15 protein-coding genes are annotated in these 14,379 nt (G+C 71.3%); 12 read left to right on the top strand and 3 right to left on the bottom strand.

Going from position 1 to position 14,379, the window contains the following annotated elements:
* Window positions 1–44: 44 nt before the first annotated feature.
* Window positions 45–1,166, bottom strand: a complete 1,122-nt coding sequence (locus ACFVYF_RS21330) for a Ku protein (protein WP_389457476.1) — start codon at window positions 1,164–1,166, stop codon at window positions 45–47.
* 42 nt (window positions 1,167–1,208) lie between these two features.
* Here ACFVYF_RS21330 and ligD point away from each other — a divergent pair, with 42 nt between their 5' ends.
* Entirely contained in the window at window positions 1,209–2,090 is an 882-nt protein-coding gene (gene ligD / locus ACFVYF_RS21325; protein ID WP_389457474.1) for a non-homologous end-joining DNA ligase, read from the top strand.
* Window positions 2,091–2,251: 161 nt separating this feature from the next.
* Here ligD and ACFVYF_RS21320 read toward each other — a convergent pair whose 3' ends face one another.
* Window positions 2,252–3,055, bottom strand: coding sequence for a nuclease-related domain-containing protein (locus ACFVYF_RS21320; protein WP_389457472.1), 804 nt, complete (start codon window positions 3,053–3,055; stop codon window positions 2,252–2,254).
* Window positions 3,056–3,172: 117 nt separating this feature from the next.
* On the opposite strand from ACFVYF_RS21320, the gene ACFVYF_RS21315 reads away from it, so the two are divergent.
* The 8 genes from ACFVYF_RS21315 (at window position 3,173) to ACFVYF_RS21280 (ending at window position 10,835) form a co-directional block, all read left to right on the top strand.
* Entirely contained in the window at window positions 3,173–3,679 is a 507-nt protein-coding gene (locus tag ACFVYF_RS21315) for a protein phosphatase (RefSeq protein ID WP_389457470.1), read from the top strand.
* 232 nt (window positions 3,680–3,911) lie between these two features.
* On the top strand, window positions 3,912–4,742 hold the full coding sequence (locus tag ACFVYF_RS21310; RefSeq protein ID WP_389457468.1) for a hypothetical protein: 831 nt from the start codon (window positions 3,912–3,914) through the stop codon (window positions 4,740–4,742).
* Entirely contained in the window at window positions 4,739–6,088 is a 1,350-nt protein-coding gene (locus ACFVYF_RS21305) for an ATP-binding protein (protein WP_389457467.1), read from the top strand. Before ACFVYF_RS21310 ends, ACFVYF_RS21305 begins: the two co-directional genes overlap by 4 nt.
* A gap of 166 nt (window positions 6,089–6,254) precedes the next feature.
* Window positions 6,255–6,704 carry an SH3 domain-containing protein gene (locus ACFVYF_RS21300; RefSeq protein WP_389457465.1) on the top strand — a complete coding sequence of 150 codons (450 nt, stop codon included), beginning with the start codon at window positions 6,255–6,257 and terminating at the stop codon, window positions 6,702–6,704.
* 152 nt (window positions 6,705–6,856) lie between these two features.
* The gene (locus tag ACFVYF_RS21295) at window positions 6,857–8,224 is read left to right on the top strand and encodes an FtsW/RodA/SpoVE family cell cycle protein (RefSeq protein WP_389457463.1); all 1,368 of its coding nucleotides are present in this window, start codon (window positions 6,857–6,859) and stop codon (window positions 8,222–8,224) included.
* Window positions 8,221–9,678: a penicillin-binding transpeptidase domain-containing protein gene (locus ACFVYF_RS21290; RefSeq protein ID WP_389457461.1), complete on the top strand. Its 1,458-nt coding sequence runs from the start codon at window positions 8,221–8,223 to the stop codon at window positions 9,676–9,678. Before ACFVYF_RS21295 ends, ACFVYF_RS21290 begins: the two co-directional genes overlap by 4 nt.
* Window positions 9,679–9,759: 81 nt before the next feature.
* Window positions 9,760–10,248, top strand: a complete 489-nt coding sequence (locus tag ACFVYF_RS21285) for a DUF3291 domain-containing protein (protein ID WP_389457459.1) — start codon at window positions 9,760–9,762, stop codon at window positions 10,246–10,248.
* 209 nt (window positions 10,249–10,457) lie between these two features.
* On the top strand, window positions 10,458–10,835 hold the full coding sequence (locus ACFVYF_RS21280; protein WP_389457457.1) for a hypothetical protein: 378 nt from the start codon (window positions 10,458–10,460) through the stop codon (window positions 10,833–10,835).
* Between the two features lie 115 nt (window positions 10,836–10,950).
* On the opposite strand, the gene ACFVYF_RS21275 is transcribed toward ACFVYF_RS21280, so the two are convergent.
* Window positions 10,951–12,057 carry a ferritin-like domain-containing protein gene (locus tag ACFVYF_RS21275; RefSeq protein ID WP_389457455.1) on the bottom strand — a complete coding sequence of 369 codons (1,107 nt, stop codon included), beginning with the start codon at window positions 12,055–12,057 and terminating at the stop codon, window positions 10,951–10,953.
* 153 nt (window positions 12,058–12,210) lie between these two features.
* On the opposite strand from ACFVYF_RS21275, the gene ACFVYF_RS21270 reads away from it, so the two are divergent.
* The 3 genes from ACFVYF_RS21270 to ACFVYF_RS21260 all read left to right on the top strand — a co-directional run bounded on the left by ACFVYF_RS21270 (window position 12,211) and on the right by ACFVYF_RS21260 (window position 14,338).
* Complete coding sequence (locus tag ACFVYF_RS21270; protein WP_389457453.1) at window positions 12,211–13,149, top strand: diiron oxygenase; 939 nt, start codon at window positions 12,211–12,213, stop codon at window positions 13,147–13,149.
* Window positions 13,150–13,278: 129 nt separating this feature from the next.
* Window positions 13,279–14,004: a TetR/AcrR family transcriptional regulator gene (locus ACFVYF_RS21265; RefSeq protein ID WP_389457451.1), complete on the top strand. Its 726-nt coding sequence runs from the start codon at window positions 13,279–13,281 to the stop codon at window positions 14,002–14,004.
* A 10-nt stretch (window positions 14,005–14,014) separates the two neighbouring features.
* Window positions 14,015–14,338, top strand: coding sequence for a hypothetical protein (locus tag ACFVYF_RS21260; protein WP_389457450.1), 324 nt, complete (start codon window positions 14,015–14,017; stop codon window positions 14,336–14,338).
* Window positions 14,339–14,379 lie beyond the last annotated feature (41 nt).

Genomic DNA, 14,379 nt, shown 5'->3' with positions numbered 1-14,379 from the left:
GACAGTCCCACCACGGCGCACAGCCGCACCGCGGCGGGCACCGCTCAGGCGGACGCCCGCTTGCGCGGTGCGGCCTTCTTCGCCGTGGTCTTGGCCGACGTCTTGGCTGCCGTCTTGGCCGTCTTGGCGGTGGTCTTGGCCGTGGACTTCTTCGCGGTCGTCTTCTTGGCAGCGGCCGTCTTCTTCTCCGTGGTCTTCTTCGCGGACGCCGTCTTCTTGGCCGCCGTCTTCTTCGCCGCGGAGGTGGACTTCTTCCCGCCGACCTCCTTGGGGGCCGAACGGGACGACTTGCCGGCGGCCTGCTTGCGGGACCGCAGGGGCGTGACCTCGGCGGACGTGTCGTCGTCCGCGGAGCCGGCCGCCCCCTCGGCCTCCTCGCCGCGGGACTCCTTCGCCGCGCGCACGCTCTTCTCCAGGGCGGCCATCAGGTCGAGGACCTTGCCGCCGGTCTTCTCCCGGGCGGGCGGGCCGGGCGCCTCCTCGCCGGAGGCCTTGGCCGCGATGAGTTCCTCGACGGCCTCGCGGTAGTCGTCGTGCAGCTCTTCGAGGTCGACCTCGCCGAGGGTGTCCATCAGGGCGTCGGCGAGGTCCAGCTCCTGGTCGCGCACGGTGACGTTCGTGTCGGGGGCGACGCCCTCGGGCACCCGGATCTCGTCCGGCCACAGCAGCCCGTGCATGGCGATCACGTCGTCGACGACGCGCAGCATGCCGAGCCGCTCGCGCCCGCGCAGGGCGAACTTGGCGATGGCGACCTTGTTGCTGCGCTTGAGGGCCTCGCGCAGCAGGGTGTACGGCTTGGCGGCGGGGACGCCGTTCGCGGAGAGGTAGTACGCCGTGTCCATCTGGAGGGGATCGATCCGCTCGGCCGGGACGAAACCCACGATCTCGATGGTCCTGGCGGTCGGAATGGGCAGCTGGGACAGGTCGTCGTCCGTGATCGGGATGATCGTGCCGTCCGCGTCCTGGTATCCCTTGCCGATCTCGGACGTCGTGACCTCGCGGTCCTCCAGCTCGCAGACCTTGCGGTAGCGGATGCGGCCGCCGTCCTCCAGATGGATCTGGCGGAAGGAGATCGAGTGGCTCTCGGTGGCGTTCACCAGCTTGATCGGGATGCTGACCAGGCCGAAGGAGATGGCGCCGTTCCATATCGATCGCACGTGCCGCACCTTTCCGATCGGTATCACCCAGTTTCGTGGGATTGTCATCGTATGACGCCGATCACCGAGGTGGAGGGGCGGCGGCTCGCGCTCAGCAATCTGGAGAAGGTCCTGTATCCGGCGACCGGCTTCACCAAGGGCGAGCTGCTGCACTACTACGCGACGAACGCGGGCCCCCTGCTGGCGCACCTGCGCGACCGGCCGCCGTCCTTCCTCCGCTATCCGGACGGGCCGGACGGTCAGGTCTTCTTCGCCAAGAACGTGCCGCCCGGTACGCCCAGCTGGGTCACCACGACCGAGGTCCCCCGTTCGGAGGGGCCCGCGCGCATGGTGCTGATCCAGGATCTGGCCAGTCTGATGTGGGCGGCGAACCTCGTCACCGAGTTCCACACCCACCAGTGGCGGATCGGGGAGCCCGGTGCCGCCGACCGGATGGTCTTCGACCTCGATCCAGGAGCGCCGGCGACGATCGTCGAGTGCTGCGAGGTGGCGCTGTGGCTGCGGGAGCGGCTCGCGGCCGACGGGATCGAGGCGTACGCGAAGACGTCGGGGTCGAAGGGGCTGCACCTGCTGGCGGGGCTGGTGCCCACGCCGTCCGAGGACGTCACGGCGTACGCGAAGCGGCTGGCCGTGGAGGCGGAGGGGGCGTTGGCCGGGCTGGTGACCCATCGGATGACCAGGAGTCTGCGGCCGGGGAAGGTGTTCGTCGACTTCAGCCAGAACGCGGCGCGGAAGACGACGGCCACTCCTTATACGTTGCGGGCTCGGGCGGAGCCGACGGTTTCGGCGCCGGTCACCTGGGACGAGGTGCGCGACTGTACGGACCCGGGAGGACTGGTGTTTCTTGCCGGGGACATCGAGGGGCGGCTCGAGCGGTACGGGGATCTTTTGGCGCCGTTGTTTGATGCCGGGCAGGCGGGGTCACTCCCCTGAGCCCCGGCACCCGGCACCCGGCACCCGGCACCCGGCCCATGAGCCCCGGCACCCGGCTCGTGAGCCCCGGCACCCGGCTCGCGTGGGCACGCTCCCCCGGCTCGCGTGGGCACGCTCCCCCGACTCCCGTGGCGCCCGGTGCTGGTGGGTCGCCGAGCCCGTCACACCCGTGACCACGTCCCCCGGTCGCGGGCCATGGCGTGGAGGGCCTCGACGTCGGCCGGTTTGAGGACTCCGCCCTGGCGGGACAGGGTGGCGATGTCGGTGTCCTGGAGGACGCGGACCGCTCGGACGGGGGCCGGGACGGACAGGTCGGCGGGGCCGGACAGGGCGAGGACCGGGTGGACCTCGGCCGTGAGGGCGTACGAGGCACGGTCGGCGTCCGCGCGGACGCGCCGCAGCAGCGGATACGGCTCGCGTCGCCCCAGCGTGACCATCGGGTCGCTGACGAGAACCCGCTGCTTACGGGCGTACAGCGTATGGACGCAGAAGAGGCCGCCTGGGCCGATGACGAGGTGGTGGATGCGGTCGCCGCCGGGCAGGGGCAGCGAGTGCAGCGTGTGCCAGCCCGCCCCCTCCAGGGCGTCGAGGGCCGCCCCCACCGTCTGCTCGGCGACCAGTGCGCGCCGGCGCGGATCGGGACGCAGCCGGTGCGGTGCGACCGGATCGCGGTCGAGGGCGATCAACAGCGCCTCGCCCGGCCGGTTCGGCGCCAGGTCGTCGTCCGGATGGAGCGTGAGCCGGGCCAGCTCCGCCGGTGTGGGCACGGGCGGCGGTCCCACCGTCACGCGCCCGGTCAGAAAGGGGCCGAGCGCATCGAGCACGTCCTCGCGCCGGTCCTCGCTGAGCAGATTGACCCTGGCCGTCTCCCTGTCGTACCAGGCGACGTTCCTCCCGTCGGTGAGACAGACGTACAGCCGCTCCTGGCCGTGCCGCCAGGTCGGTATGACGCGCAGTCCGGTCATGCCCCATCACCCCATGACCATGGGAACAGGCAGGGTGCTCCAGGGGCAAGAACCCGGTTACCTTTGGGAGGACTTGGCAGGGGCGCTGAGCTGGACGCGTCCCGGGGGGAGGCGTTGTTGCGGGCCCGCAGGAAGCTACCCGACGTGCCGGTTCCGGACGACCCCTGGAACGAGATCGTGCCCGGCCTCTGGATGGGCGGTCATGAGTTCAGGGGAGACTCCGGACAGACGGAATTCGCCGTCGTGCACGATGAGTTCGACCTGGTCCTGACGTTGCTGCGGCTTCCGGGGCACGGTCCGGACCCCGGGGTCGAGCACCATGTCTGGCCGGTCCCGGACGGCCCTCTGGACGGTACGCAGCTGACCGGTGTGATGCGTCTCGGGCAGGCCGCGTGCGACGCGCTCGACGAGGGCCGCCGGGTGCTGGTGCGCTGTTTTCACGGCTACAACCGCTCGGGGCTCGTCGTGGCGCACGCCCTCATTCGCGCCGGTCGCGCCCCCGACGACGTGATCCGGCTCATCCGCGCTCGCCGCTCGCCGTGGGCCCTGCACAACGAGCTGTTCGTGGACTATCTGCGCACCGGCCTCCCCACGGCCCGTCTCCTGGAGGAGCTCGCCGAGTAGGGCAGGCACGCGTCACGGCGTGGGCCGCGCCACCGCCCGGCCCACGCGAACAAAAAGGACTTCCCTACGAATATGGTGTACGGGGCGACCGACCGCCCCCAGCCGTGCCCGCGCCCGACCGTCCGGGGGCGGGCCCGGCCGGGACGGTCACCGCGCCGACGGCAGCAATCTCCACGCCGGCCTCGTGCACCGAGCACTCCGAGGGCGAGACCGGCCCGTACGCAGGAGCGCAGTGACCCCGAGCCGCCCCCGCCGCCCCGAGTCCCCGGGAAGTCACCCCGCACCCGGGGCAGGCCCCCGTACCGCCCTCGCCGCCGCGGTCGCCGCCGTCCTGCTGGCGACCGTGGCCGGCTGCGGGGACGCCGGTGACCTGCGGGGCGCCGGCTCCACGCCGACGGCGGTCGGGCCGGCCACGCTGTGGCCCGAGGTGTCGCCCGCCTCGACGCCCGCCCTCGACTACGGGGAGGCGGACACCGAGACGGTCAAGGGGATCACGGCACCCGGCGACGACATCCACCGCGTGGACCCGCTGGACGTGGTGCGCGCCGAGGTGGCCGCGCATCCGGACGACTACAGCGGCCCGCACGCCCTGTACGCCGAGACGGCCGACCAGCTCAAGGACTGCGGCGACAAGGGCGCGCGCGGCGGCAGGTGCCCGCTCCTCCAGGCGTACTACCGCGACCTGACCGGCGACGGGAAGGACGACATGGTGCTCGGCATCCGCTTCCCCGACCACCAGCTGGCCGTGCGCGTGTACACGTTCCTGCACCACCGGCTGGTCCAGATCATGGGGACCTCGGACAGCACGATCAGCGTCGAGCTCGCGGGCCGTGACGTGATCATCCGCTCGCCGTCGACGCTGCCGGGGTACGAGTACCGGACGGTGTGGACGTGGGACGCGCACCAGCACGCGATGCTGGCGACCCGTGACGAGATCCTGCGCGTGGGCACGGCCCCTCCGTCGACGTCCCCGGCACCGACCACGACCCCGCCGCCCGGCACGTCCCCGGGGCCCACCACGACCGCGGGACGCACCGGCTCCCCGTCCACGAGTGCCTCATGAGAGCGAACCTCCCGCAGTGGACCGCCGCCCTCACCTGGAAGGCGGCCGCCTTCATCACGGTGATGTGCTGCGCCCTCGCCGCCCTTCTCGGCCTGCTGGTCCATGTCTCGGTCACCGACCAGACCGTCGGCGAGGCCCGCGACCGCGCGCTCACCCGGCTCACCGAGGTGACGGAGTCGTACGAGGCCGGGGACCGGCTGCCGCCCGGCGCCGGTGTCGATCTCACCGGGCTGCCCGTGCGCCTGAAGAGCCTCGCGGCGCACGGGCAGCGCGGCACGATGGTCGGCGATCACGACCCGCACCCCACGATGTGGGCGGCCGGGCCTGCCGACGACGGCCGCGCGCTGGCCGTCCAGGTCGACTACGCGCAGGGCGCCCACACCATCGACGCGCTGGACGGGGCGATCCTGTGGTCGTCGGTGCCGGCCATCGGCGCGACGCTGCTCGTCGGGGCGTTCGCGGTGACGCGGGTGACCCGGCGGCTGCACGCGACGGCGCGGGTGGCCCGGCGGATCAGCGCGGGCGATCTGGACGCCCGGGTGAACGATCCCCGTACGAAGGATCCGACGCGGCCGCAGGACGAGGTGGCGGCGGTCGCCGCGGCCCTCGACACGATGGCGTCGACGCTGCAGGGCAAGCTGCTGAGCGAGCAGCGTTTCACCGCGGACGTGGCGCACGAGCTGCGTACCCCGCTGACGGGGCTGCACGCGGCGGCCGAGCTGTTGCCGGCGGGCCGCCCGACCGAGCTGGTCCGCGACCGGGTCGCCGCCTTGCGGACACTCACCGAGGACCTGCTGGAGATCTCCCGTCTCGACACCGGCGGCGAGCGGCTCGACGTGGCCGAGGTGCTGCTCGCGTCCCTGTCCGAACGGGTGGCGCGGGGCTCGGGCACCGAGGTCCGCGTCGTCCGGGACGTGTGCGTGGAGACCGACCGGCGACGGCTCGAACGGGTGCTCGGGAATCTGGTGGCCAACGCCCACAAGCACGGCCGGGACCCGGTGACGCTGACCGTCGACGGGCCGGTCGTCACCGTGCGGGACCACGGCGACGGCTTCCCGGACTACCTCGTGGCGCACGGGCCGCAGCGGTTCCGTACGGAGGGCGGGGCGCGCGGGCACGGGCTGGGGCTCACCATCGCGCTCGGCCAGGCCGAGGTGCTGGGGGCGCGGCTCACGTTCGACAATGCCCCGGACGGCGGAGCGGTGGCGACGCTGACGCTCCCTCAGACCGGAAGCGCCGTGACCGGGAGCGCCGCGGTCCCCCAGACGGACGGCACGCCCTCCGGGCCCGGGAGCACACGTCCGCGGGACGGGGCCGCGCCCCCGGAGACCGGCACCGGCACCTAGGCAACCCCACCGGGCCCTGGCCAACCGCTCTCGCGCCCGTTCAAACCTGGTCGAGCCGGAACGGAGTAGCCGCGCCTCCCGATGGCGCAGTGTGGCGGGCGTGCCACCGGGCCCGCTCCTAATGTGGCGATTAGTCAGCTTCGCCCCTTCCCTGGAGGAGCCCCTCATGACCCTGCGGTCCACGCTCACCCGCCTCGGCATAGCCGCCGCCGGCGGCGCCCTCGCCACCCTCGCCGCCACCACCCCGGCCCTCGCGGACGACGACTGGGAGTCGGACGGCTCCGCCGAGAGCTACAGCAACAGTCAGGACTGGAACAACGACAACCAGGACGGGAACAACGACGGCCGCGACTGGGACCACCAGAACAACCACAACCCCCGCCTGTACAAAGGCCGCGTCGTCGCCCGCGGCGGTCTGACCCTGCGCGACGCGCCGACCCGCGGCAGCGCGGTCATCCGCGTCGAGCCGTACGGCTCGATCGTCCACATCTTCTGCAAGACGAGCGGCCAGCGGGTCGAGGGCAACAACCTCTGGTACCTCCTGACGGACGGCACCTGGGCCTGGGGCGCGGCGTTCTACATCGACAACATCGGCCCGGCTCCGCGCTGGTGCTGAGCGGGCGCCGAGCCCGGTGGTGAGCCCGATGCCGGGCCGGTGCTGAACCAGTGCGCGAGCCGTCGCCACGAGCACACCATCAGGTCCACCGCAATGGCCCGATTGTCGCGAAATAACGGGACATCAGGTGTCCTGCTTGCTACGTTCCGGACATGACCAAGGCCGGAACGACCGTGGCGGCGGACCCGAGCCCGCCCGCTGTCCGCCTCCCCCGGCGCCGTGGCATCGAGTTCAGCCTCATCGTGGTCGCCGTCCTGCTCTCCGTGTACGGCTACTGCGCTGTCGGTCTCGCGAAGAGCGGCACCGTCCCGCCCGGCGCCGCCGGTTACGGCGCCGGGCTCGGCGTGCTCGCGCTGCTCGCCCATGCCGCCGTGCACTTCCGGGCGCCGTACGCCGATCCGCTGCTGCTGCCCATCGGCGTCCTCCTCAACGGCCTGGGCCTGGTGCTGATCTACCGGCTCGACCTGGAGACCCCGGACGACCAGGCGGCCCCCACCCAGCTCGTCTGGTCCACGCTCGGGATCGCGTTCTTCATCGTGGTCGTCGTCCTGCTGCGCGACCACCGGCTGCTCCAGCGCTACACGTACGTCTCGGTCGTCGCCGCGCTCGCGCTGCTCACCGTGCCGATCTTCTTCCCGTCCGTGAACGGCGCCCGGATCTGGATCCGGATCGACGGATTCTCCTTTCAGCCGGGCGAGTTCGCGAAGGTGCTGCTCGCGGTCTTCTTCGCCGGCTATCTGGCGGCCAACCGGCACGCCCTCACCTACTCGGGCCGGCAGATCTGGCGGTTCAAGCGGCTGCAGCTGCCCACCGGACGCGTACTCGGCCCGATCGTGGCGATCTGGCTGCTGAGCGTGGGCGTCCTGGTGCTGGAGCGCGACCTCGGCACCTCGCTCCTGTTCTTCGGCCTGTTCGTGATCCTGCTGTACGTCGCCACGGGCCGTACCGGCTGGATCGCGGTCGGCCTGCTGCTCGCCGTCGTCGGCGCGGTGGCCGTCGGCCGCCTGGAGCCGCACGTGCACAGCAGGGTCGAGGACTGGCTGCACCCCTTCGCCTCGATCGACGCGGGCCAGGGACCGAACCAACTCGCCCAGTCGCTCTTCGCGTTCGCCGCCGGCGGCATGCTCGGCACCGGCCTCGGGCTCGGCCACTCGATCCTCATCGGCTTCGCCACCAAGTCGGACTTCATCCTGGCGACCGCGGGCGAGGAGCTGGGCCTGGTCGGCCTCTGCGCGGTCTTCCTCCTGTACGCCCTCCTCGTGGAGCGCGGCTTCCGGGCGGGCCTCGCGCTGCGCGACCCCTTCGGGCGGCTGCTGGCGATCGGCCTCGCCTCGATCGTGGCGCTGCAGGTCTTCGTGATCGCGGGCGGGGTGACCGGCCTGATCCCGCTGACGGGCATGGCGATGCCGTTCCTCGCCCAGGGCGGCTCCTCGGTCGTCACCAACTGGATCATCGTGGCGCTGCTCATCCGGATCAGTGATTCGGCCCGCAGCCAGTACGACGGGACGGCGGGGCCATGACCCGGTACATCCGCAGGGCGACCGCACTGTGTGCCGTGCTGCTCGTCGCCCTCCTCGTGAACGCGGCCCGCGTCCAGGTCTTCCAGGCCGGCTCGTACGACGACAACCCCGCCAACCGCCGCGGGACGATCGCCCGTTACGGCCAGCCGCGCGGGAACATCGTCGTCGGCGGCAAGCCGGTCACCGGCTCCAAGGACACCGGCGAGCAGCTGCGCTACGAACGGACCTACCGCAACGGGCCGTTGTACGCGCCGGTCACCGGCTTCGCCTCGCAGGTGTACGGGACGAGCCTGCTGGAGAACACCGAGGACGGCGTCCTCGCGGGCACCGACCCGATGCTGGCCCCGCTCCCCCTGTGGAACGACGTCACCCGGGCGCAGAACCCGGGCGGCCGGGTCGTCACCACCATCAACGCGGCCGCGCAGCAGGCGGCCTACGAGGGGCTGGGCTCGCGGCGGGGCGCGGTGGCGGCACTCGAGCCGGCCACCGGCCGGATCCTGGCGCTGGTCACCGCTCCGTCGTACGACCCGCAGACGCTGTCCGGGACGGGCTCGGCGGTCACGGAGGCGTGGTCGCGGCTGAACGGGGACGAAGCGAAGCCGATGCTGAACCGGGCCATCCGGCAGACCTATCCGCCCGGTTCGACGTTCAAGGTGGTGACGGCCGCCGCGGCGCTGGACTCGGGGGTGGTCGCGGATCTCGACGCATCGACGAAGTCACCGGACCCGTACCCGCTGCCCGGTACGGACACCCGGCTGACGAACGAGGTCGACGGCTGCGAGAACGCCTCTCTGCGCTTCGCCTTCGAGTGGTCCTGCAACACGGTGTTCGCGAAGCTCGGCGTGGACGTGGGACTGCACGACATGACGGACTCGGCGGCGCGCTTCGGCTTCAACGACCGGGGGCTGCGGATTCCGTTCGCCGTTGCGCCGAGCAATTTCGACACCCGGCTGGACAAGGCACAGCTGGCGCTGTCGTCCATCGGCCAGTTCGACACCCGGGCGACGCCGCTGCAGATGGCGATGATCTCGGCGGCGGTGGCGGGCGGTGGCTCGGTCAAGTCGCCCTATCTGGTGGAGCGGACGACCACGAGGGCCGGCACCACGGTGGCCACGAAGGGGACGAAGACGCTGCATCAGGCGATGCGGCCCTCGACCGCCGTGCAGCTGCGGGAAATGATGACGAACGTCGTGAAGGAGGGGACCGGCGCGAATGCCGCGATCCCCGGGGCGACGGTCGGCGGCAAGACCGGCACCGCCCAGCACGGCATCGGCAACTCCGGTACGCCGTACGCCTGGTTCATCTCCTGGGCGCAGGCGGACGACGAGATGCAGCCGGCGGTGGCGGTCGCGGTGGTGGTGGAGGACGCGGCGGCGCGCCGGGGGGACATCAGCGGCGGCGGGGACGCGGCACCGATCGCCAAGGCGGTGATGGAGGCGGTGCTCGACTCGTGAGCCCCGGCCGCGTGCGGGCCGTTGCCCGGTGTGTGAGACGGGGGTGGAGGAACGGGCCCGGACCGACCTAACGTTCCGTGCATGACGGAATCCGCCGCGTCGCCGGCAGCGTACGAGCTGGCCCAGGTCAACATCGCCCGCCTCAAGGCCCCTCTGGACTCACCGCAGTTGAAGGACTTCGTGACGGCCCTCGACCCCGTGAACGAGGCCGCGGACCTGTCGGACGGCTTCGTCTGGCGGCTGCAGAGCGACTCGGGCAACGCGACGGACGTCCCGGTCTTCGGGGACGACTGGCTGATCATCAACATGTCCACCTGGCGTGATCCGGAGGCCCTGACGGCCTTCATGTACGAGGGGCAGCACCGCGAACTGCTGGCCCGCCGCCGCGAGTGGTTCGAGCGGCTGCGGGAGGCGGTCACCGCCCTGTGGTGGGTGCCCGCGGGACACCGCCCGACGGTCGCGGAGGCGGAGCAGCGCCTGGTCCATCTGCGCGCGCACGGGCCCACGGAGTACGCGTTCACCCTGCGGACGTCGTTCCCGGCGGGGGTGGCCGAGCCGGTGGCCGTGTAGCGGGTGCCGCCCGGCAGCGACGAAGGGGGGCAACAGGCTCGGAGTTTCCGGGAATTGCAGGGCCGAACAGCCGATTCATTTGCGACTGGACGGGTGAACCGGCACATTGACCGCGCTGCGGTCGGGATGTGACGACGCGGGCCGCCGAGAATTCGACGTACGCCCTTGCGGCGCCCTCAACCGACCTCACTCAGCGCTAGGCGGAATCAATGAAGTTCACGTACCGTATCGCGGCCGCTTGTGTCCTCGTCATGGGATCGTTCGGAATGGGCGGGGAGGCCGTGGCCGCCCCGCAGGACACGACGAACGGTCCCGTGTCGACCTTCTGCAACAACCCCGTCAACCTCAGCCTGGTCGCCTCTCCCGGCGGCAGCGGGCTGCTCGGGGAGGCGCTCGGCAGCCTCGGCCTCGGCGGTCTGGGCCTGGAGGGCACCGGCGGCTCGGGAAGCAGCACGCCGTCCGCGGACGGCACGGCCACCGGCGGCGAGGGCGGCACGGCCAGCACGTCCAGCGACCAGCAGGCGAACTACAACCGCTGCGGCAAGAGCGTGGACGTCGACAAGAGCACCACGGTCAACGACGACTGACCACCTTGGTCCAAGTCCGGCCGGCCCGTGGTGCGGAACAACCCACGCGCCGGCCGGCGGTGTGTCCGGAGCCTGCCGGCGACGGTGCGTCCGGGCACACTCCACGGCCGTACGGCTACGACCCGGCGCCCGACTCGATCGCCGCCGTCACCTCCGCGACCCGCTCCTTCTCCTCCGCCGCGAAGCGCTCGGCGTCGAGCTGCTCGGCGATCTCCTCGTCCTGCGCCATGAGGAGATCGAGATTCGAATTCCCCATCTCGAAGACGCCCATGTCCACGTATGCCTGCTGGAGGCGCTTTCCCCACAGTCCGATGTCCTTGACGCAGGGGACAATGCGGCTGAAGAGCAACTGACGGAACAGATGCAGGAATTCGGACCGCTCACTGTATTCTTCCGCCTCCGCCTTGGGGATGCCGAAATTCTCCAGGACCTCGATACCGCGGAGGCGGTCCCGCATCACATAGCAGCCCTCGATGACGAATTCCTCGCGCTCGCGGAGTTCGGCGTCGGAGAGCTGCTGGTAGTAGTCGCGCAGGGCCATGCGGCCGAAGGCGACATGGCGGGCCTCGTCCTGCATGACGTAGGCCAGGATCTGCTTGGGCAGCGGCTTGTCCGTGGTGTCGCGGATCATGCCGAAGGCGGCGAGCGCCAGGCCCTCGATGAGCACCTGCATCCCGAGGTACGGCATGTCCCAGCGGGAGTCGCGCAGGGTGTCGCCGAGCAGCGACTGCAGGTCGCCGTTGACCGGGTAGACCATCCCGATCTTCTCGTGCAGATAGCGGGTGTAGATCTCCGCGTGCCGCGCCTCGTCCATGGTCTGGGTGGCGGAGTAGAACTTGGCGTCCAGGTCGGGGACCGACTCGACGATCCGGGCCGCGCAGACCATCGCGCCCTGCTCGCCGTGCAGGAACTGGCTGAACTGCCATGAGGCGTAGTGCCGGCGCAGCTCGCCCTTGTCCCGGTCGGTCATCTTCGCCCAGTGCGGCGTCCCGTACAGGTTCAGCGCCTCGTCGGGTGTGCCGAGCGGGTCGTAGGGATCGACTTCGAGCTCCCAGTCGATCCGCTTGTTGCCGTCCCACTGCTTGTCCTTGCCCTTCTGGTACAGGGCCAGCAGCCGGGCGCGGCCGTCGTCGTACTCCCAGCTGAAGCGCGCCGCCCCCGAGGCGGGCACCTGCCAGAGGGGGTCTCCCGGGTCCATGGCGTAGAGCTCATGTGTCGGCATACCTCGCAGGCTCACACGAGGTAGACGCGGGGTCAACAAGTCGCGCACGAGGGATTGACGAGCTTGCTGACAAGCAGTCTCATAAGACATGACCGCCGGTAACTCGCAGGTGTCCGGCCCCTGTCCATCCGGTACGACGAGGTGGGAACAGTCATGACGACCGTCACGGAAGACGGACTGATCGATGGTCTGCGCGATGCGCTCGGCCTGCTCAAGGACCGGGAACAGGTGGCCCAGCGCCTGCTCGACTCTTCCGCCAAGCACTCCTTCGACCCGGACAAGGAGCTGGACTGGGACGCTCCGTTCGAGCCGGGCAAGTGGTTCTGGCCGCCGGAGCTGGTGTCCCTGTACGGCACCGCGCTGTGGAAGCGGATGAGCGAGGAACAGCGGATCGCCCTCTCGCAGCACGAGGCCGCGGCACTCGCCTCGCTCGGCATCTGGTTCGAGATCATCCTGATGCAGCTGCTGGTACGGCACATCTACGACAAGGCGGCGACGAGCGCGCATGTGCGGTACGCGCTCACCGAGATCGAGGACGAGTGCCGGCACTCGAAGATGTTCGCCCGGCTGATCAGCCGGGGCGGAACTCCGTACTACCCGGTCAGCCGGGCCCACCAGAACCTGGGCCGCCTCTTCAAGACCGTCTCCACCACGCCCGGTTCGTTCACCGCCACGCTGCTCGGCGAGGAGGTGCTCGACTGGATGCAGCGGCTGACGTTCCCGGACGAACGGGTCCAGACCCTGGTCCGCGGGGTCACCCGCATCCACGTCGTGGAGGAGGCCCGCCATGTCCGGTACGCCCGTGAGGAGTTGCGGCGCCAGATGGTGACGGCGCCGCGCTGGTCCCAGGAGTTCACCCGGGTCACCTCGGGCGAGTTCGCCCGGGTCTTCTCGCTCGCGTTCGTGAACCCCGACGTCTATCCGAACGTCGGCCTCGACAAGCGCGAGGCCATCGCCCAGGTGCAGGCCAGCGGCCATCGCCGCGAGGTGATGCAGACCGGTGCGAAGCGGCTGACCGACTTCCTGGACGACATCGGAGTCCTGCGAGGCGTCGGACGACGGCTGTGGAGGTCGTCGGGGCTGCTGGCCTGAGCGGAGGCGCGCGACCGGCCCGAGCCGAGGGTCCGAGCGGACGTGAGCGAACGGTCCGGGCTGACGTGAGCGAACAGTCCAGGCCACACCCTCGCCACCCCGCAGCCGGGCCGGGCTACGCTGCCCGACATGACCTCGCAGGCTTCCACCCCGGCGTACCGGCGGCTCAGCGTCGAGGAGCGGCGCAGTCAGCTGCTCGACGCGGCGCTGTCCCTCTTCGCGCACCGCGCGCCCGAGGAGGTCTCGCTCGACGACGTGGCGGAGGCGGCCGGGGTGTCGCGGCCCCTGGTCTACCGGTATTTCCCGGGCGGCAAGCAGCAGTTGTACGAGGCCGCGCTGCGGTCCGCCGCCGAGGAGCTGGAGCAGTGCTTCGCGGAGCCCCCGGAGGGTCCGCTGACCCGGCGGCTGTCGCGGGCGCTGGACCGGTATCTCGCCTTCGTCGACCAGCACGACGCCGGGTTCAGCGCCCTGCTGCAGGGCGGCAGTGTGGTCGAGACGTCGCGGACCACGGCCATCGTGGACGGGGTGCGGCGGGCGGCCGCCCAGCACATCCTCAGTCATCTGGAGGTGGCCGAGCCCGGCCCGCGGCTGCGCATGACCGTGCGGATGTGGATCACGGCCGTCGAGGCCGCCTCGCTCATCTGGCTGGACGAGGACAAGGAACCCCCGCTGGACGAGCTGCGCGACTGGCTCGTCGAGCAGTTCGTGGCGGTGCTCACGGCGAGCGCGGGCCGGGATCCGCAGGCCGCCGCCGTGGTGCGGGCCGCGCTGGCCCTGGAGTCCGCGGACGGTCCCGTGGGCTCGCTGGTCCGGCGGGTGCTGCCCGTGGTCGGCGACGCGGCGCACCTGCTGTGACACTGGAGACGTGAAGAGCCAAGACACCCCCTTCGAGGGCGGCCCCCTGGACGGCCGTGTACTGCCCGTCCTGCTCGGCCTGACCGGGCACCCGCCGAAGGTCTACCGGGTCCCGGTCCCGGACGCCGCGGGCGGCCCGGCGACCGTCCTCGTCTACCGCCGGGTCCAGGCGAAACAGAGCCGGCTGGGACTGCACCAGGGGTGGAAGTACACGTTCGACCCGACAGGCAAGCAGGGCGGCGGCCTGAAATGGCCGTGGTCCAAGCCGGACCGCGAAGAGGGCACCGTGCACGGCGCCACGCCGACCGGCAAGCCGGACGACGCCGACGAGTGACCTGGTTGGGCCGAAGGGCCCACCTTCCGCGCGCGGACCGC

The organism is Streptomyces sp. NPDC058274 (assembly GCF_042881375.1).
GTDB lineage: Bacteria > Actinomycetota > Actinomycetes > Streptomycetales > Streptomycetaceae > Streptomyces.
This window is presented reverse-complemented; position numbering and strand designations above follow the sequence as displayed.

What these genes read in the sequence shown, in the direction of transcription:
- ACFVYF_RS21305 (WP_389457467.1), top strand. Translation starts at nt 4,739, where the DNA reads ATGAGAGCGAACCTCCCGCAGTGGACCGCCGCCCTCACCTGGAAGGCG.
- ACFVYF_RS21285 (WP_389457459.1), top strand. Translation starts at nt 9,760, where the DNA reads ATGACGGAATCCGCCGCGTCGCCGGCAGCGTACGAGCTGGCCCAGGTC.
- ACFVYF_RS21300 (WP_389457465.1), top strand. Translation starts at nt 6,255, where the DNA reads ATGACCCTGCGGTCCACGCTCACCCGCCTCGGCATAGCCGCCGCCGGC.
- ACFVYF_RS21290 (WP_389457461.1), top strand. Translation starts at nt 8,221, where the DNA reads ATGACCCGGTACATCCGCAGGGCGACCGCACTGTGTGCCGTGCTGCTC.
- ACFVYF_RS21265 (WP_389457451.1), top strand. Translation starts at nt 13,279, where the DNA reads ATGACCTCGCAGGCTTCCACCCCGGCGTACCGGCGGCTCAGCGTCGAG.
- ACFVYF_RS21295 (WP_389457463.1), top strand. Translation starts at nt 6,857, where the DNA reads ATGACCAAGGCCGGAACGACCGTGGCGGCGGACCCGAGCCCGCCCGCT.
- ACFVYF_RS21270 (WP_389457453.1), top strand. Translation starts at nt 12,211, where the DNA reads ATGACGACCGTCACGGAAGACGGACTGATCGATGGTCTGCGCGATGCG.
- ACFVYF_RS21280 (WP_389457457.1), top strand. Translation starts at nt 10,458, where the DNA reads ATGAAGTTCACGTACCGTATCGCGGCCGCTTGTGTCCTCGTCATGGGA.
- ACFVYF_RS21275 (WP_389457455.1), bottom strand. Translation starts at nt 12,057, where the DNA reads ATGCCGACACATGAGCTCTACGCCATGGACCCGGGAGACCCCCTCTGG.
- ACFVYF_RS21320 (WP_389457472.1), bottom strand. Translation starts at nt 3,055, where the DNA reads ATGACCGGACTGCGCGTCATACCGACCTGGCGGCACGGCCAGGAGCGG.
- ligD (WP_389457474.1), top strand. Translation starts at nt 1,209, where the DNA reads ATGACGCCGATCACCGAGGTGGAGGGGCGGCGGCTCGCGCTCAGCAAT.